Origin of the sequence: Xanthomonas melonis (assembly GCF_020783655.1) — a bacterium.
Lineage (GTDB): Bacteria > Pseudomonadota > Gammaproteobacteria > Xanthomonadales > Xanthomonadaceae > Xanthomonas > Xanthomonas melonis.
In genome coordinates this window covers 59,528-77,734 of sequence record NZ_JAJGQH010000004.1, presented here as the reverse complement: position 1 = coordinate 77,734, position 18,207 = coordinate 59,528, and the positions used below count along the sequence as shown (strand labels likewise).

Genomic DNA, 18,207 nt, shown 5'->3' with positions numbered 1-18,207 from the left:
AGCAGCGATGCACCGCCTCGGGCTAGCCGGCTTCCTTCGGTTCTTTCGCTTCGCCCCACCCTCCCGCATCCGCCGAGCCGTCGCCAGGCAGGAGCACCGTTTCCCTTTCGAGACCTGCCATGACTCCCAGGATTTCCCCGCTCGCCTCGGCCGTGCTGCTGACGCTGTCCGCCCCCGTACTCGCCCAACCCAGCGACGCGCCGGCTCCTCCCGGCGCGGTGGATCTGGATGCGATCCGGGTGCAGCAGGAACGCGCGCAGAAGCCGTCCTCGCCCAAGTACACCGAGGCGCTGCGTGACACGCCGCAGACCATCACCGTGGTCACCAAGCAGACCATGGACCAGCAGAACCTGCTGTCGCTGCGCGACGTGCTCAGCACCCTGCCCGGCATCACCTTCGGTGCAGGCGAAGGCGGCGGCGGCTATGGCGACAGCATCAACCTGCGCGGCTTCACCGCCAGCAGCGACATCACCACCGACGGCGTGCGCGACAGCGCGCAGTACAGCCGCAGCGACACCTTCAACCTGGAAGCGGTGGAACTGATCAATGGCGCCAACTCGGCCATGTCCGGTGCCGGCTCGGTCGGCGGCAACATCAACCTGGTGACCAAGACCGCGGGCCAGGGCGATTTCACCAACGTGCTGGTCGGCGGCGGCAGCGACCGCTACGGCCGCCTCACCGTCGACAGCAACCAGGATTTCGACAACGGCACCGCAGTGCGCCTGAACGCCATGGGCCACACCCAGGACGTGCCCGGCCGCGATGAAGAGTTCCGTCATCGCTGGGGCTTTGCGCCGTCGGTCACCTTCGGCCTGGGTTCGGATACCCGCTTCACCCTGAGCTACCTGCACCAGCACGACAACAACCTGCCGCAATACGGCGTGCCGTTCGCGCTCAGCCCGTTCAACGACGGCCCGCTGCCGGGCGTGGATCCGGAAACCTACTTCGGGTACCGCAACACCTCGCGTCAGGAGATCGACGTGGACATGCTGACCGGCGTGCTGGACATGGATTTCAGCGACACGTTCAAGCTGCGCAGCCTGGCGCGCGTGCAGCGGGTGGACCAGTCCCTCAATGCCACCGCGCTGCAGGGCACCTGGTGCCTGCCCAACGGCACCGACCCGTACACCGGGCGCGCCTGCGTGGGCCAGCGGCCGGCGACCTGGAACCCGAGCAGCGGCCCGCGCGGGTTGGTACGCAATACCGAGAACTTCATCGCCCATAGCCAGACCGACCTGACCGCAACGCTGCACACCGGCGCCATCGAGCACCGCATCGTCGCCGGCGTGGCGATCAGCAAGGAAGACTTCGAACTGGACAGCGGCACCACCTTCCGCAACGCCGACGGCTCCACCACCGGCATTACCTATCCGCAGCAGTCCTTCGACAACCCGTACAACATCTGGACCGGCCCGCAGAACTACTTCCGCACCGGCCGCAGCAAGGGCAGCCTGACCAATCAGGCCGTGTACCTGTTCGATACGCTGCAGTTCAACGAGCAGTGGATGCTCAATCTCGGCGGCCGCTACGAGCACAACGAAGGCGATAGCACCAACTACACCGTCAACGCGGCCGGCGATGTCACCGGCGTCGCGGCCGGCTTCCCGGCGGGCAACGAAGAAGACCTGTTCTCCTACCGCGCAGGCCTGGTGTTCAAGCCGGCGGACAACGCCAGCCTGTACCTGTCCTACGCCAACAGCAAGACCCCGTCCAAGGCCTCGGTCAACGGCTCGTGCACGCCGGTCGCCACCGCCACCGCCGGCGCCAACTGCAATGTGGAGCCGGAAACGGCGGTCAACATCGAACTGGGCGGCAAGTGGGACGTACTGGACGAGCGTCTGGCGCTGACCGCGGCGGTGTTCCGCAACGAGCGCGAAAACTACCGGGTCAACAGCGGCGACCCGCTGATTCCCGAACAGGTGCTGGACGGCAAGGCGCGCGTGGACGGCGTCGCGCTGGGCGTGGCCGGCTATCTGACCGACCGCTGGTCGATCTTCGCCAACTACACCTTCCTGGACAGCGAAGTGCTGCAGAGCGTGTCCAACCGCACCGCCAGCCTCACCGGCGACCCGGTGGCCGGACGTGAACTGGTGCAGACCCCGCGCAATGCCGGCAATGTCTGGACCACCTACACGCTGGATCGCTGGATCTTCGGCTACGGCATCACCTACCAGGGCGGCTTCTACCCGAACAATGGCTCGACCGCGGCCTACATCAAGACCGACGACTACTGGGTCCACCGTGCGATGGTCGGCCTGCGCGTCAACGATTGGCTCAGCCTGCAGTTGAACGTCAACAACCTGTTCGACGAGGAGTACTACACCAGCGTGCGCAACAACCTCACCGTCAATGCCGCCGGTACGGTCACTGCCGGCAACGGCTGGGCAATTCCGGGCGAAGGACGCTCGGCGGTGTTGAACGCCACCTTCAGTTTCTGACCCAGCAAGACGCCGTCCGCCGCGTGCGGACGGCGTGGAGACCGCCGCATGCTGCTGTCCATTCCCGAGGTCCTCGATGCCGCGCAGCTGGACACGCTGCGTGCGCGCCTGGGTGCGGCCGACTGGGCAGATGGCCGCATCACCGCCGGCTATCAATCGGCCCAGGCCAAGGACAATGCACAGCTACCCGAAGACAGCGCAATCGCGCGCGATGCCGGTGCGCTGGTGCTGGAGGCGTTGTCGCGCAGCAGTACGTTCTTCTCGGCCGTGTTGCCACGCCGGATCTATCCGCCGTTGTTCAATCGCTACAGCGGCGGGCAATCGTTCGGATATCACGTGGACAACGCGGTGCGTTACGACCGCAGCCGTGGCGGCGCCGAACCGGTGCGCACCGATGTCTCCGGCACGTTGTTTCTCAGCGACCCGGACAGCTACGATGGCGGCGAGCTGGTGATCGAGGACACCTATGGCACGCAGTCGGTCAAGCTGCCGGCCGGGCATCTGGTGATCTATCCCGGCACCAGCCTGCACCGGGTGATGCCGGTCACCCGTGGCACGCGCCTGGCGTCGTTCTTCTGGACGCAAAGCATGCTGCGCGACGCAGCGCAGCGCCGGTTGCTGTTCGAACTGGATGTTTCGATTCGCCGCCTCACCCAGGATGCGCCCGGCCATCCATCGCTGATCCAGCTCACCGGCGTGTATCACAACCTGTTGCGGCAATGGGCCGATGTCTGAGGCTGCGCTGGAGCCCGCACGACTGATCGCGTTGCTGCGCACGCAGCCCGATCGCGCCGTCGCCGCGCTGCGCAAGGCCGCTGCCGGTCAGGACATCCACGCGCAGTTGCTGCTCGCGCAGCTGTACGCCGAAGGGCGCGGCATCCCGGCCGACCCGGCCGCAGCGATGCTGTGGTATGAAGTGGCCGCCAATGCCGGGCATCCGGACGCCATGAACCGACTCGGACGCTGCCACGAACTGGGCTTCGGAACCCCCGTCAACGAAGCGCTGGCGGCGTTGTGGTATCGCCGCGCGGCCGAGCACGATCTGGATTGGGGCATGTACAACCTGGCGCATCTCTACGCGTCCGGGCGTGGCGTGGAGCAGGACCAAGAGCAGGCCCTGACGCTGTATCGCCGCGCCGCCGAACGCGGCCACGCCAAGTCGATGAATTTCCTGGCGCGCTATCTCGACCAGGGCCTGGCCTGCAGCGCCGACCCGCAAGCCGCGCACGACTGGTATCGCCGCTCCGCCGAGGCCGGCGACTTCCGCGGCCAGGCCAGCTACGCCACCTTGCTGGCCGACGCAGGCGCGCTGGAGCAGGCAGAGCATTGGCTGCGCCGCGCCATCGCAGGTGGTCATGCCGGCTTTCTGCGCCAGCTCGCGGCCTTGCTCGAGGGCGCACCACAGCCGCGCCTGCGCGCCTTGCTGGGCGAGGTGGCTGCACGGCAAGCGCAACTGCAAGCGGCCGTCACCGCGAACGTGGTCTGAGCCCGGCATGTCGCTTCCACCCGACCCCATCGCCATTGCCCGACAGCGCCGCGGGTTCTGGCTGCGCATGCTGCATCAATGGCACTGGATCAGCTCTGCGCTGTGCCTGATCGGCATGCTGCTGTTTGCGATCACCGGGCTGACCCTCAACCACGCCGCGCGCATCGAAGCCAGCCCGTCGACCGAGCATCGCACGCTGACGCTGCCGGCGGCCCTGCTCACCACCCTGGGAGAGCGCCAGCAAGGCGATGCGCCGCTGCCGCCACGCGTTGCGCAATGGCTGGGGCGCGAGCTGGGGATCGGCATCGGCACGCGCAGCGGAGAATGGTCGCCCGAGGAGGTGTATGTGGCGTTGCCGCGCCCAGGTGGCGATGCCTGGCTGAGCCTGGACCGCGCGACCGGGGCGGTCGAATACGAGCGCACCTCGCGCGGCTGGGTCGCGTATCTCAACGATCTGCACAAGGGCCGCAATGCCGGGCCCGCCTGGGGCTGGTTCATCGACGTCTTCGCCGTCGCCTGCCTGGTGTTCTGCATCACCGGCCTGTTCCTGCTGCATCTGCATGCGCGGCAACGCCGCATGACCTGGCCGCTGGTCGGCCTGGGCCTGCTGATCCCGCTGCTGCTTGCCCTGCTGTTGATCCACTGACCTTTCCCATCGGAGACGATCATGCGCGCCACCCTCACCATCGCCCTGAGCGGCCTGCTCGCCATGCCGGCGTACGCGGCCACGCTCGACATCAGCGTCGAGATTCCCAGGCTCAACGTCGCCGAATACCACCGCCCGTATGTGGCGATCTGGCTGGAGGGCGCCGATCAAAAGGTCGCCGCCAATCTTGCGGTCTGGTATCAGTCCAAGGACACCGCCGAAGGCCACGGGACCAAGTGGCTGCCGGATCTGCGCCAGTGGTGGCGCAAGAGCGGCCGCACCCTGACCGTGCCGGTCGATGGCGTCACCGGCCCCACCCGTCCGGCCGGCGCACATGCGCTGTCGTTCTCCGACAGCAAGGGCGCATTGAAGTCGCTGCCGGCCGGGCAATACACGCTGGTGGTGGAAGCTGCCCGCGAAGTCGGCGGCCGCGAGTTGGTCAAGGTGCCTTTCACCTGGCCGGCGACATCGGCACAGACCGCAAAGGCCAGCGGCAACAGCGAGCTCGGCGCCGTCAGCCTGGTCGCAAAGCCCTGACCGCTGCAGCGCCGCCCGCAGCGATGCACATTGCGGCTCGCTTGAGGCAGCCAAGATCCTTCGTTATCCACGCATCCACGCAGCGTTGCAGTCTCGCGCTGATCAGACACGTGACCCACCGTTGTCATCGTCATTCAAGGAGTTGTCATGAAACGTTCCCTCGTCCTGGTCGCCCTGCTCGCCGCGCTGCCAGTCAGCGCACTCGCCCATAAGGCCTGGTTGCTGCCATCGCAGACCGTCATCGCCGGCGAAGCGCCCTGGATCACGGTCGATGCTGCCGTCTCGAACGACCTGTTCTACTTCAACCATGTGCCGCTGCGGCTGGACAACCTGAGCATCACCGCGCCCGACGGCAGCGCGCTCAAGCCGGAGAACCCGGCCACCGGCAAGTACCGCAGCGTGTTCGATCTGCAGCTCGCCCAACCCGGCACCTACAAGCTCAGCATCGTCAATGCCGGTCTGTTCGCCAGCTGGAAGGAGGACGGCAAGCCCAAGCGCTGGCGCGGCAACGAGGCCAGCTTCGCAAGCGAGGTCCCGAAGAATGCACAGGACCTGCAGGTGTCGCAGTCGCTCAGCCGGGTGGAAACCTTCGTCACCCGCGGTGCGCCGACCACCACGGTGTTCAAGCCCAGCGGCAAGGGCATCGAGCTGGTTCCGGTCACCCACCCCAACGACCTGGTCGCCGGCGAAGCGGCGCAATTCACCCTGCAGCTGGACGGCAAGCCGGCGGCGGGCCTGGAGATCGAAATCGTGCGCGGCGGCACCCGCTATCGCGATGCGCAGAACGAGATCAAGTTGAAGACCGACGCCAAGGGTGGCTTCAGCGTGACCTGGCCGGAGCCCGGCATGTACTGGCTGGAAACCGGCAGCGAGGACAGCAAGACCTCGTTGCCGCAGGCCAAGCAGCGTCGCCTGGGCTATGTGGCGACGCTGGAAGTGTTGCCGCAATAACTGCCTGCTCAAGCCTGGCCTGCCACGGCCTCGGCGGTTGCCGACGCCGTGGCAGCGCGGGGCATCACGCTCCGACGCGCCCCGTGCAATGGACGACTGCGTCGATGGTCGAAGGGGCCCACTCCCACCGCTTGCCGACGAGCGCAGCGCTCCTTCAGCAAGCAGCTGCACCCGGCCGCGCCGCAGGTCACCATTGCGGCCCTGCCCCATCGCTCTCCGGTCCACGCATGACTTCAGCCGCTTCCGTCCCCTCCACGCTGGCCACCCTGGGCGGCAGCAGCATGGGCACCACCTGGAGCGTCAAGCTGGTGGTGTCGCCCGCACGCGACCTGCATCCCCTGCATGCCTGCATCCAGTCGGCGCTCGACCGCGTCGTGGCGCAGATGAGCACCTGGGAAGCCGGCTCGGACATCAGCCGCTACAACCGCGCGCCAGCCGGCCAGTGGCAGCACTTGCCCGAGGATTTTCACACCGTACTGCGCACCGCACTGGAAATCGCGCACGCCAGCGGCGGCGCGTTCGATCCGACGGTCGGGCCAATGGTGGAGCTATGGGGCTTCGGTGCCGGCGCAGGCCAGCGACGGGTACCTGCACCCGAGCAGATCGCGCTGGCCAGCCTGCGTTGCGGATGGCGGCGCGTGGATCTGGTGGACGGGCGGGTGCTGCAGACGGGCGCGGTGGCGCTGGATCTGTCCGCCATCGCCAAGGGCTACGGCGTGGATTGCGTCCACCGCGCATTGCTGCAGGCCGGTGTCGCCAGCGCCCTGATCGAGGTGGGCGGTGAGCTGTTCGGCTATGGCCGCAAACCCGATGGCAGCGCCTGGCGCGTGCTGGTCGAATCGGCTCCCGACGAGGAGGCCGGTGCCGCGTTGCCGGCGCGTGTGGTCGTGCTGGACGGGCTGGCGGTGGCCACGTCGGGTGACCGCTGGCATCGCTTCGATGCCGGCGGCACGCGCTACGCGCATACCATCGATCCGCGCACCGGCGCGCCGGTGCCGCATGCCGCGGCGGCCGTGACCGTGCTGGCGGCCGACGCCATGCATGCCGATGCCTGGGCCACCGCGATGACCGTTCTCGGCCCGGAGGCCGGGCTTGCCCACGCCCGCAGCAGCGAGCTGGCGGTGCGATTCCTGACCCGCCAGGACGGCGCGCTGCACGAATCCATGAGCCCGGCCTTCGAACGGCATCTGGCTCGGGCATGAGCCGCACTTCTGCACGCCTGTGGCTGGGCAACGGCGCGCTGCTGCTTGCGCTGGCGGGACTCGCCGGCTGGCTGGGCAGCCTGCATGCCGGTATCTGGTGGAGCACTCCGGCGCCAGCCCGCTGGCAGTGGGCCAGTGTCGCGGTACTGTTGTACGCAGTGCTCTGCGTGGCGGTACTGGCACGGCGCCGCAAACAGCATGGCGCCGAAGGGGGAAGCGATGGCGTGCTCATCGTGTGGGCAAGCCAGACCGGATTCGCCCGCGAACTGGCCGAGCGCAGTGCCGCCGCCCTGCAGGCCGCGGGCGTCGGCGCCCACACCCTGCCGCTCGAGGCGGTGGATACCGATCGACTCGCGCACGTGTCGCGGCTGCTGTGCATCCTCAGCACCAGCGGCCAAGGCGATGCACCCGACCACGCGCAGGCCGTGGAGCGCGACTGGCTCACCCGCGACAGCCAGGATCTTGCCGCCGTGCGCTACGCAGTGCTGGCCTTGGGCGATCGTCGCTACGCACAATTCTGCGCCTTCGGCCGCCGCATCGACAGCTGGCTGCAGGCGCGCGGCGCCGACGCGCTCTTCGAACGCATCGATGTCGACAACGCCGATCCCCATGCATTGCAGCAATGGCAGCGCCAACTGAGCGCATTGGCGCCTGCGCTCGCCACGCAGGCCACATGGAGCGTGCCGAGCTACGCCGCCTGGCAGCTGTGCGAACGTGTCCACATCAATCCGGGCAGCGCCGGCGCGCCCATCCAGCGCCTTCGGCTCACCCCATGCGATGGTCAGCTGCCGCAATGGAGCGCAGGCGACATCGCCGAGATCGCCCCGCAGAATCCGCCGGATCTGGTGGACGCGTGGCTGCGCCGGCATCAGCTGGACGGCGCGCGCCTGGTCGATGATCGCCCATTGCGCGACTGGCTGGGCGGCGCACGGCTGCCTGCCGACGGCACTGCGGCCAGCGGTCCCGCAGCTGGCGCGATCGATGTGCACGCACTGGTCCGCAACCTGGTCGCGCTGCCGCATCGCGACTACTCGCTGGCGTCGATTCCGCAGGAGGGACATGCCGAACTGCTGGTCCGCGAACACCGGCATGCCGATGGCGGTCTCGGCCTGGGCAGCGGCTGGCTGTGTGCGCACGCGCCGCTGCATGCGCCGATCGCGCTGCGCATCCGCAGCAATCCCGGTTTCCATCCGCCGGCGCCGGACCTGCCGATGGTGTTGATCGGCAACGGCACCGGCATCGCTGGCCTGCGCGCGCATCTGTGCGCACGCATCGCCGCGGGCGCCTGCGAGAACTGGCTGGTGTTCGGCGAACGCAACGCGGCGCACGATGCGCTTTATGCCGACCAGCTGCAGCAGTGGCAGCGGGACGGCTGCATCGCACACCTGGATCTGGTGTATTCGCGCGATGGCGACCCGACGATGCGCTACGTGCAGCACGCGCTGGCCGCTGCCGCCGATCGCCTGCGGCTCTGGATCGACCGGGGTGCCTGCATCTATCTGTGCGGCAGCCTGCGCGGCATGGCACCCGAAGTGGATCGTACGCTCGACAGCGTCCTCGGCTCCGAGGCCAGACTGCAGCTGCTGCATAGCGGCCGTTATCGCCGCGACGTGTACTGAGGTGCACGGCCACGCGGCGACCACGCATTGCCGCGGCATCCTCCGGCCCTGCGGCGGCCCGACCGCCTCGCTGACAATCGCTGCACCGCGGCATCGGTGCACGGCATGCGCAGGCATCCAGCGCGCATCGATGTATCGAGCATGACCTCGTGCCAGATGCCTGGGCAACCGACACCACGGTCCATGGGCAATGACCGACATCTGCATCGCGAAAGGCGATGCGGACGCCACACCTGACGCGTATCGATCAACGCACCCGACTCTCCCGCGCCGCGGCGAAGCGAAGCGACCGATCGATCCATTGAGGCAATACCACCGAAGCACGGGGCGGCCTGCGTGCGAAAAGACGCTCAGAGAGCTTGGGGGGCCGTGGCATTGCAATGTCTGCCGCGCGCAGCAGCAGCCAGAAGCGGTGTGCCCTCAGGAGAGCGGACTCACCCGGATCGCCAGCAGTTCTCCGCCGCCATCGAGTACATGTCGTGTGCGCGTCGAGGCACTCAGCCAGGCCGTATCACCGGCAGCCAGCGGCGGCAGCGCGCTGTCGCGCCCGAAGCTGGCCTGCCCGGCGAGCAGATGGATGGCCCAGGCCGTGTCTGGATCCGCGAAGAACATCATGGTGCCGACCAACGGCCGGTGCAGCAGTTCGGCCTGCAGCAGATCGCGCCGCCACATCAGGTTGAAGTCCTGCGTGGGACCGTCGAACAGCGTCGCGTGCACCGTGTCTTCGCCAGCAAACCGAACCCGCTGATACGGCGGCGACAATGTCACCGAGCGATCGTCGCCTGCTGCGCCTGCCTCGGCCGCGTCGACGGAGTGCCCAGGCGCCCGACTGCCACCACCAGCCCGACTCGCCGCCGTGCCGGCATGCGGATCGCCGGTACCGCCGCCGCCAAACTGCAGGCGCATCCCATTGCCGCGCAACAGGACCAGTTCGCGATCGACGCCAGGGAACGCGGAGAAGGCCGCATCCTGCTCGATCTCGGCGATCGACAGGCGCAACGCCCAGTGTTGCGCATCGCCGAGCCGCAGGATTTCGCGGGTCCAGCCCAAGCGATTGCGCCAGCGCTCACGACGGTACTCGTTGGCCGGAATCACCCGGCTGCTCAGATCTGTCAGCTGCATTGGCGCATTGTGCCTCAGGCACGAGACTGCGGCCGTCACGCTGGCACGCGTGTCACCCGAAGACGCCGCGCGACTACTCCGGCGCGCAGGCTCCAGGCATCACCCGATGCGCGCGCGCCTGCTGCGCGACGTCGATGCTTGAAGGGACGCTGCTGTTGTTTCCGTGCACGGGATCGGGCGTATACGGGATGGGCGAGATCGCGCGCAGGAGGCGACGCCCCTGGCCTGCTGCATCCGGCGGAATCCGTAGCCAGGAAATCCACAGCCACGCAGGCCCAACGAAAAACGCCCGGCTGCACGTCCAAGTGCAACACCGGGCGATTCCACGTCCCTGTCGGCTTCCAGCCATCCCCCAGACATCCTGTCCAGTTAGGTTGCGGCCACGCATCCTCGCGTCGAACCGTATCTCGGATCCATTCCCCTCAACGCCGTCCCACCGGTTTCACCACCGCCCCCTTGGCAGCCTTCTTGGCGGGCGCCATCGTGGCCCCCACTTCGATCAGGTCGCGATTCCGTTCGACCGTCTTGAGTCCGATGCCCTTCACCAGCGCCAGTTCCTCGGCGCTCTTGAATGGACCGTTCGCCTGACGGTGCTCGACGATCGCCTCGGCTTTTGATCGCCCGACGTTCATCAGCACCTTGTCCAATTCCTCAGCAGAGGCGGTGTTGATATCGACCTTGTCGAGCGCATACGCATTCGAGGACAACAACAACGCCAGTAGCAGGGACTTCAGGACTACGGTAAATGACTTCATTGCAACGCTCCTTGTGACTTGGGTGATGGTCCTAGCCAGCATTCCTGCCGACAGAGCCAGTGTCCCGCGCCACATGCAGCAATCCTATCGCCGGCCCTCTTTTCATACAGCCGGTGAACTGCGCGCCGCCTTGTAGGAAAATCCCTACCCCGAATGGCAGGCGTAGAATGCGCTGCTACGTCACGTATTCGGAGCCTCCATGGACAGCGCCAAGATCGACCAATTCATCAGCGACACCTGGGACCGCGAGATCGTCCCGCAGCTGGTCGATTACATTCGCATTCCCAACAAATCGCCAATGTTCGATGCCGATTGGGTGGCCAACGGCTATATGGAACAAGCCGTCACCCTGATGGAGCGTTGGGCGCGCGCGCAGGCGATCGAGGGCATGCAGGTCGAGGTGGTGCGCCTGGAAGGCCGCACGCCACTGATCTTCATCGAGATTCCGGCCACTGGCCCGGAATCGGGCGAGGACACCGTGCTGCTGTACGGGCATCTGGACAAGCAGCCGGAGATGACCGGCTGGGACGCCGACCTCGGCCCGTGGGAGCCGGTGCTGCGCGGCGACAAACTCTATGGCCGCGGTGGTGCCGACGACGGGTACGCCATCTTCGGCTCGCTGGCCGCGGTTCTGGCGCTGCGCACCCAGGGCGTGCCGCATGCGCGTTGCGTGGTGCTGATCGAGGCCTGCGAAGAATCCGGCAGCTACGATCTGCCTGCCTACGTGGATCACCTGGCCCAGCGTATCGGCAAGCCGTCGCTGGTGGTGTGCCTGGATTCGGGGTGCGGCAATTACGAACAGCTGTGGTGCACCACCTCGCTGCGCGGCCTCACCGGTGGCAACCTCACCGTGAAGGTGCTGGAAGAAGGCGTGCATTCGGGCGATGCGTCCGGGGTGGTGCCCTCCAGCTTCCGCCTGCTGCGCCAACTGCTGTCGCGCATCGAGGACGAGAACACCGGCCGCATCCTGCTGGAAGGGCTGCACGTGGAGGTGCCCGCCGAGCGGCTGACCCAGGCGCAGGCGGCCGCAGCCACGCTGGATACCGCGATCTTCGACAAGTTCCCGATGGTCGATGGCCTGGTGCCGATGCACGACGACCTGACCGAGCTGGTGTTGAACCGCACCTGGCGCCCGGCGCTGTCGGTCACCGGCGTGGACGGCATGCCGCCGCTGGCGTCGGCCGGCAATGTCCTGCGCCCGCAGACGGCGGTGAAGCTGTCGCTGCGGCTGCCACCGACCGCAGATGGCAAGGCCTGCGGCGAGCTGCTCAAGGCGGCGCTGCTGCGCGATCCGCCCAACGGGGCCCAGGTGAGCCTGGAGCTGGAAAAGGCCTCCTCCGGCTGGAATGCGCCGGCCATGGCGCCGTGGCTGGCAGAGGCCATCGACGATGCCAGCCAGGCCTTCTTCGCCAAGCCGGCCATGTACATGGGCGAAGGCGGCTCGATCCCGTTCATGGGCATGCTCGGTGAGAAGTTTCCCGGCGCGCAGTTCATGATCACCGGCGTACTGGGCCCGCACTCCAATGCGCATGGGCCCAACGAGTTCCTGCACATTCCGATGGGCAAGCGGGTGACCGCCTGCGTGTCGAAGGTGATCGCAGAACATCACGCAGCCTGCCTGCGCGGGGAGACCAGCGGCTCGCCGGTGGCCGCCGACAGCGGCACCCGGCATGGCGGGCACGGCTGCTGCTGAGTTCCGGGACAGGGCCTTGCATGCAGTGGGGTGAGAGGATCGTCGGACGGACTGCATCGTCCGGGGTTGGCAGGAGGCGATCGGTTTGGATTGCCTGGCGGCCGCACCCTCACCCCGCCCCTCTCCCGATGCGAGAGGGGCTCCGTCCGTGCGTTCAATGAGCGTGGACGGCGCTCTCCATTCGCGGTGTGGCTGCTGTCGCCCTGCACGGACGGAACGCACTGACGGAGCTGCATCCGGTGCCTGACGAGCGTGACCGGTGAGCCGCCGCCGGTGCAGGCGGGGGCAGATTACCGGTGTCGGCCATGCGTCGGCGGCCTGCGCCGTCTCCAGGCAACCCGCAATGCTCCCCGCTCCCTTCCCTTTCACGGCGTCGGCAGATGTCGCAATCGTGCTGCCTGCCAAGCTGGTCGTTGCGTGTCCTTCCTGCGTAGTTGCTGCTGTCGGACGGCGCGCACGACACCTTGCTTCACGCGCTCCAACAACGAGGTCGCTGGCCCCACCAAGCTGGCCGGCGCTGCGCGCGCAGCGCGAGCGAACGGCATCCGAAATGCTAGTCTGCCGATCCCGATCGCTCTGGTGCTGCAATGAACACATTGTTTGGTAGCGACAGCTGGCTGTACATCCTGCTGGTCGGCTTCGTGGTCGGGTTGCTGGCGCGCTTCATCACCCCGGGCACGCAACGTCTGGGCTGCCTGCTGACCATCGTGCTGGGCATCGCCGGCGCGGTGGTGGCGAGCTGGTTCGGCCGCTACATGGGCTGGTACCGGCCGGGAGAGCCGGCCGGATTCCTGGGCGCACTGCTCGGCGCCATCGCCATCCTCGCGCTGTTGCGGCTGTTCAGCGGAAGCAAGCGCTGAGCGCTGCAGCACGCGCTTTCTCCATTACCTCAGCAACGACAGATGACCCCATCGCCTTCAGAAACCGCGCGCGACGCGCTCCGCCTGCAATGGGCGCGCCATGCGCTCGACGATCCGCATGCCACGTTGAAACGCGCGTCGGTCGACGCGGGATTTCGTAGCTATTGGCGCACCCGGGGGCGTGGTGCCGATCGCATCCTGATGGATGCCCCACCGGAGCTGGAAAAGGTGGCCCCGTGGTTGCGCATGCAGGCGCTGCTGGGCGCGCAGGGCGTGCGCGTGCCGCAGGTGCTTGCGCAGGATCTGCAGAGCGGCTTCCTGCTGCTGGAGGACCTTGGGGCACCGACCCTGGCGCAGGTGCTGACCGAGGCCAATGCCGACGCGCTGCTGGACGGGGCGATCACGCAACTGTTGTTGCTGCAACGCATTTCGCCACCGAACGATAGCGGCACGTTCGGCGAGGCCCTGTTGCAACGCGATGCCGGATTGTTCGAGGAATGGTTCCTGGGCCGGCACCTGGGCGTGCATTTGGAGTGTGCGCATGCCGAACAGTTGCAACTGGTGCAGCGCCGCCTGATGGACAACGCGCTGGCGCAGCCCCGCGTATTCACCCACCGCGACTTCATGCCGCGCAATCTGATGCCGGTGCCCGATGGCCCGGCGGTGCTGGATTTCCAGGACTGCGTGATCGGCCCGATCGCCTACGATCCGATCAGCCTGTTCAAGGACACCTCGGTGAGCTGGCCGATCGCACGGGTGGACGGCTGGCTGGCGCGCTACCACGGGCGCGCCGTGGCGGCCGGATTGCCGGTTCCGCCGTTGGCGCAGTTCCTGCGCGATGCGGACTGGATGGGCGTGCAACGGCATCTGAAAAACCTGGGTATCTTTTCGCGCCTGAGCCATCGCGACGGCAAGCACTGGTATCTGGACAACGTGCCGCGCTTCATCGCCTACCTGGACGAGGTACTGCCGCGCTACGCGGAGCTGGCGCCGTTGATCGGCGTGCTGGAGGACGTGATCAAGCCGGCCCTGGCCGCGCGGATGGCGCAGGTCCCGGCATGAAGGCGTTGATCTTCGCCGCGGGGTTCGGCGAGCGCATGCGCCCGCTCACCGAGCACACGCCCAAGCCGCTGCTGCCGGTCGGCGGCACGGCCTTGATCGTCTGGCATCTGCGCAAACTCGCGGCATTGGGCGTGGACGAGGTGGTCATCAACACCTCGTGGCTGGCCGAGCAGTTTCCGCAAGCGCTGGGAGATGGCGGCGCCTTCGGCCTGCGCCTGACCTACTCCTTCGAAGGCCCCACGCCGCTGGAAACCGGCGGCGGCATGCTGCATGCGCTGCCGTTGCTGGGCGATGCGCCGTTTCTGCTGGTCAACGGCGACATCTGGAGCGACTTCGATTTCGCGCGCCTGTCCGACACACCCGCCGGGTTGGCGCAACTGGTGCTGGTCGACCCGCCTGCGTATGCGGCCCGCGCGGACTTCGCCCTGGACGCCGACGGCAAGGTCCGCGCCGATCTGCCTGCCACACACACCTACGCTGGAATCGGCATGTATCGGCCCGCGCTGCTGCGCGACTGGCAATCGATCGTCGGGCCGTTACCCGAATCCGCCGGCATGGCACCGCGGTTTGCGCTGGCGCCGATCCTGCGCGCGCAGATGGCAGCAGGCGTGATCGATGGCATTCACCATTCGGGGCGCTGGACCGATGTCGGCACGCCGCAGCGGCTGGCGGATTTGCAGCGGGAATTGGCGGGACCCGGGACCCGGGACCCGGGACCCGGGAAAAGCTGACCCGCCGCAGCGTGGGCATTGCCTGGAGCAGCCCACCAGAGCGCATCCACACGGCATCGCGATCCGCTTCGCTTCTGCCCTACCCGGGTCCCGGGTCCCGGGTCCCGGGTCCCGCCCCCGCCCCCGCCACCACCCGCCGCAGAAACGGCACCGTGACACGCCGCTTGGCGGCCAGCGATTCGCGATCCAGCCGATCCAGCAAGGCCACCAGACCGGCCAGCTCGCGCTCGCTATGGGTCAGCAACCACTCGATGGCGGCATCGTCCAGGGCCAGACCGCGTCGTTGCGCCCGGTCGCGCAGCACCGCCGCACGCGCCGCATCGTCGAGCACCGGTAATCCGATCCGCACGCACTGCGCCAGCCGCGAGCGCAGGTCGGGAAGCACCAGAGCGAGCCCGTCGGGCATCTGCCGCCCGGTGTAGAGCAAGGTGCTACCGGCAGCGCGCGCGCGGTTGTGGAAATCGAACAGCGCCACTTCGTCCTCGCGCTGCCCGGCAATGCTGTCAACGCCATCCAGCGCGACCAGGCTGCGCCCTTCCAGCGCCTCGAGCGCATCGCGCAGGCGGCCGGCGGCGGCCTGCAGCGGCAGGTAGGCGGGCCCGCGCCCGGCCTGCTCGGCCGCTGCGCAAACTGCCAGCGCCAGATGGGTCTTGCCGGTCCCGGTGGGACCGGCCAGGTACAGCCAATCGTTCACCTGCCCGGCGGCCAGCGCCTGCAACTGTGCGAGCACCCCTTCGGGCGCGGCGATGTAACTGTCGAAACGCTGATCGGAGGGCGCGCGCAACGCCAGCGGCAACTGCGGGACACTCACAGCCGATCCGCGTCCTTGGTCGGGTCGATGATGACGCTGCGCTCGTTGGTGGACTGCAGCACGATGCCGGCGCGCTCGCCCGCATACAGATCGCTACGGGTGTACTGCTCGTGCGCATAACGCAGCAGCACATTGGCCACCGCCGCGACCGGCAACGCCAGCAGCATGCCGAGGAAGCCGAACAACTGGCCGCCGGCCATCACCGCGAAGATCACCGCCACCGGGTGCAGGCCGATCTTGTCGCCGACGATGCGCGGGGTAAGCACATAGCTTTCCAGCAGCTGGCCGACCGTGAACACCACACCCACACCGATCAGCAGCTTCAGATCCAGGCCCTGGGCCTGCACGATCGCCGCCAGCAGGGCGAGCACGATGCCGGTGGTGGCGCCAAGATACGGGATGAAGCTGATGAAGCCGGCGATGATGCCGATCAACAGGCCGAGATTGAGCCCGATGATGGACAGGCCGGTGGCATAGATCGCACCCAGCGCCAGCATCACCAGGAACTGGCCGCGAATGAAGCCGCCGAGCACGTCGTTGGATTCCAGTGCCAGCCGGCTCACGGTGCCGATGTAGGCGCGCGGGATCACCGCAGCCACCCGCTCCACCAGCCGGTCCCAGTCACGCAGGAAGTAGAACGCCAGGATCGGCAGCAGCGCCAGGTTGATCACCCAGGTCACCATCGCAAAGCCCGAACGCGAGACGTAGCCGAAGAAGGTCTTGGCCGCGCCGCCGGCCTGCTCCCAGTGGCTGCGGATCCACTCGATCAGGCGCTCCGGGTCCAGCCAGCCCATCAGCTCCACGCCGGTCTTGGCCTCAAGCCAGGGGATCGCGGTGCGGATCGCCCAGGTGCGCATCTGCGGCAGCGCTTCGATCAGGGTCATGATCTGGCGTTCGATCATCGGCACCAGGATCATCAACGCCAGTACGAACAACAGCGTCGCCAGCACGAACACCAGGGACACCGCCACGTTGCGCGAACGTCCGGCACGCTCGATGCGATCCACCAGCGGGTCGCCCAGCCAGGCCAACAGCAGCGCCAGCACGAACGGGGTCAGGATCGGGGCAAGCAACGCCACCACCCACAGCACGCCGACGATCACCGCCGCCCACTTGAGGCGGCGCAGGAACAGGGCGATCTCGGCTTCGGGCGTCAGGGTCATTTCAGGCGGTACTCGGCGTGCTCGTTGTCGAGGATGATCGGGCCCTCGGTCGGCACCGACACCGAGACCAGGGGACTATTGTCACCGAGCATACGGTTGAGCCCGGAAATGCCCGTGAGCAATTCCAGATCCACCTCCATGCGGTCGCCATTGGCGCTGACCGGGCGGATGCTGCGTACCACCGAGACCGCCTGCAGCGCGGCGGCAACTCGCAGATAGTCGTCGGCACTGTGAATCCCGGTGATCACCGCGCGGTACACACCGGGGACGCCCGAATCCACCCGCTTGGCATAGCGCTTGACCAGCGCGTCGGCGGCGCCGTCGGCACCGGCGGCCATTGCGCGGCGGGCGTCGCCATCGCTGCTGGTCCAGCTGGACAACACATTGCCGCTGTCCACGAATGTCCAGTCGGCCGTCCAGCCGGATCCGCTGCGGTAGAGCTTGCCGATCAGCTGCATCGGCGGGCTGTACTTGGCCGAGGCGCGCGCCACCGCTGCCGTGTCCTTGCGCCAGATCGCGCCTGCCAGCGCCTGTTCGGCCGCCGCTCCGCCCGGCAGGCCGAGCCGGTAACCGCGCTCGATGGCGCGGTCGAGCACGCTGCGCGCGGCGTTGGCCTGGGCCACCCCGACCAAGCGCGGCCCGCTGCCATCGTCGATGGCCAGCCACAGTACCGGCTTGGGCCGTGGCAGCGGCCACACCGGCAGGCCCAGCGCGGCGATCAGGCCATCCACGTCGGACTGCCGGAAACGCGCGACCAGGGTGGTGCGGAAGGTCGGCGCACCGGTGCGCGAGGTGCCCTGATCCTGGCGGTAGTCGTAATTGTCGACGTAGTTAGGCGCGTTGCGCAGCGCCTGCGGCACCCCGGGGCGGCTCATCACGCTGCGATCGCCGGACACCTTGCCCAGCACCGCCGCCAGTGCGCGGGCCAGCGCACCCGGGCGGTCCGATTCGCTCTGGCTGTTGACCGGCACTTCGGCGTCATAGGCACTCTGCGCCTTGGCGACGTCGCCTTCGGTACGCAGATCCGCCTGCGCGAAGGCCGGCATGACCGGCATGGCGACCACGAGAGCGAGAAAGAAAGCGAGACTGCGGCGCATCGACGGTTCCATGGCGTAAGCGTATCCGGGTGAA

17 protein-coding genes are annotated in these 18,207 nt (G+C 67.8%); 12 read left to right on the top strand and 5 right to left on the bottom strand.

Going from position 1 to position 18,207, the window contains the following annotated elements; genetic code table 11:
* Window positions 1–119 precede the first annotated feature (119 nt).
* The 8 genes from LL964_RS05285 (at window position 120) to LL964_RS05250 (ending at window position 8,879) form a co-directional block, all read left to right on the top strand.
* A complete protein-coding gene (locus LL964_RS05285) occupies window positions 120–2,438 on the top strand; it encodes a TonB-dependent receptor (RefSeq protein WP_104587261.1) in 2,319 nt (772 codons plus the stop codon).
* 48 nt (window positions 2,439–2,486) lie between these two features.
* Complete coding sequence (locus LL964_RS05280; protein ID WP_104587260.1) at window positions 2,487–3,173, top strand: Fe2+-dependent dioxygenase; 687 nt, start codon at window positions 2,487–2,489, stop codon at window positions 3,171–3,173.
* The gene (locus LL964_RS05275) at window positions 3,166–3,924 is read left to right on the top strand and encodes a tetratricopeptide repeat protein (protein WP_104587259.1); all 759 of its coding nucleotides are present in this window, start codon (window positions 3,166–3,168) and stop codon (window positions 3,922–3,924) included. The genes LL964_RS05280 and LL964_RS05275 overlap by 8 nt, the downstream gene beginning before the upstream one ends.
* Window positions 3,925–3,931: 7 nt before the next feature.
* The gene (locus LL964_RS05270) at window positions 3,932–4,570 is read left to right on the top strand and encodes a PepSY-associated TM helix domain-containing protein (RefSeq protein WP_104587258.1); all 639 of its coding nucleotides are present in this window, start codon (window positions 3,932–3,934) and stop codon (window positions 4,568–4,570) included.
* A gap of 21 nt (window positions 4,571–4,591) precedes the next feature.
* Window positions 4,592–5,107, top strand: coding sequence for a DUF2271 domain-containing protein (locus LL964_RS05265; RefSeq protein ID WP_104587257.1), 516 nt, complete (start codon window positions 4,592–4,594; stop codon window positions 5,105–5,107).
* A 147-nt stretch (window positions 5,108–5,254) separates the two neighbouring features.
* Window positions 5,255–6,058: a DUF4198 domain-containing protein gene (locus tag LL964_RS05260; RefSeq protein WP_104587256.1), complete on the top strand. Its 804-nt coding sequence runs from the start codon at window positions 5,255–5,257 to the stop codon at window positions 6,056–6,058.
* A 227-nt stretch (window positions 6,059–6,285) separates the two neighbouring features.
* Window positions 6,286–7,260 (top strand): FAD:protein FMN transferase, encoded by a 975-nt coding sequence (locus tag LL964_RS05255; protein WP_146092361.1) that lies wholly within the window; start codon window positions 6,286–6,288, stop codon window positions 7,258–7,260.
* Window positions 7,257–8,879, top strand: coding sequence for a sulfite reductase subunit alpha (locus LL964_RS05250; protein WP_104587255.1), 1,623 nt, complete (start codon window positions 7,257–7,259; stop codon window positions 8,877–8,879). Before LL964_RS05255 ends, LL964_RS05250 begins: the two co-directional genes overlap by 4 nt.
* Window positions 8,880–9,299: 420 nt before the next feature.
* Here LL964_RS05250 and LL964_RS05245 read toward each other — a convergent pair whose 3' ends face one another.
* A complete protein-coding gene (locus LL964_RS05245; RefSeq protein ID WP_104587254.1) occupies window positions 9,300–10,001 on the bottom strand; it encodes a HutD/Ves family protein in 702 nt (233 codons plus the stop codon).
* A gap of 422 nt (window positions 10,002–10,423) precedes the next feature.
* Complete coding sequence (locus LL964_RS05240) at window positions 10,424–10,798, bottom strand: ComEA family DNA-binding protein (RefSeq protein WP_323132941.1); 375 nt, start codon at window positions 10,796–10,798, stop codon at window positions 10,424–10,426.
* Between the two features lie 157 nt (window positions 10,799–10,955).
* Here LL964_RS05240 and LL964_RS05235 point away from each other — a divergent pair, with 157 nt between their 5' ends.
* The 4 genes from LL964_RS05235 (at window position 10,956) to murU (ending at window position 15,102) form a co-directional block, all read left to right on the top strand.
* Window positions 10,956–12,449, top strand: coding sequence for a M20 family metallopeptidase (locus LL964_RS05235; protein WP_104587252.1), 1,494 nt, complete (start codon window positions 10,956–10,958; stop codon window positions 12,447–12,449).
* Window positions 12,450–13,036: 587 nt separating this feature from the next.
* The gene (locus tag LL964_RS05230; RefSeq protein WP_104541895.1) at window positions 13,037–13,309 is read left to right on the top strand and encodes a GlsB/YeaQ/YmgE family stress response membrane protein; all 273 of its coding nucleotides are present in this window, start codon (window positions 13,037–13,039) and stop codon (window positions 13,307–13,309) included.
* A 42-nt stretch (window positions 13,310–13,351) separates the two neighbouring features.
* Entirely contained in the window at window positions 13,352–14,371 is a 1,020-nt protein-coding gene (locus LL964_RS05225) for an aminoglycoside phosphotransferase family protein (protein ID WP_104587251.1), read from the top strand.
* A complete protein-coding gene (gene murU, locus LL964_RS05220; RefSeq protein ID WP_104587250.1) occupies window positions 14,368–15,102 on the top strand; it encodes an N-acetylmuramate alpha-1-phosphate uridylyltransferase MurU in 735 nt (244 codons plus the stop codon). Before LL964_RS05225 ends, murU begins: the two co-directional genes overlap by 4 nt.
* A gap of 79 nt (window positions 15,103–15,181) precedes the next feature.
* Here murU and hda read toward each other — a convergent pair whose 3' ends face one another.
* The 3 genes from hda to LL964_RS05205 are packed head-to-tail and all read right to left on the bottom strand — an operon-like array spanning window position 15,182 to window position 18,185.
* Window positions 15,182–15,913 (bottom strand): DnaA regulatory inactivator Hda, encoded by a 732-nt coding sequence (gene hda / locus LL964_RS05215; protein WP_228329385.1) that lies wholly within the window; start codon window positions 15,911–15,913, stop codon window positions 15,182–15,184.
* The gene (locus tag LL964_RS05210) at window positions 15,910–17,076 is read right to left on the bottom strand and encodes an AI-2E family transporter (protein WP_104587249.1); all 1,167 of its coding nucleotides are present in this window, start codon (window positions 17,074–17,076) and stop codon (window positions 15,910–15,912) included. Before LL964_RS05210 ends, hda begins: the two co-directional genes overlap by 4 nt.
* Window positions 17,073–18,185 carry a DUF2066 domain-containing protein gene (locus LL964_RS05205; protein WP_167395314.1) on the bottom strand — a complete coding sequence of 371 codons (1,113 nt, stop codon included), beginning with the start codon at window positions 18,183–18,185 and terminating at the stop codon, window positions 17,073–17,075. Before LL964_RS05205 ends, LL964_RS05210 begins: the two co-directional genes overlap by 4 nt.
* Between the last annotated feature and the right edge of the window lie 22 nt (window positions 18,186–18,207).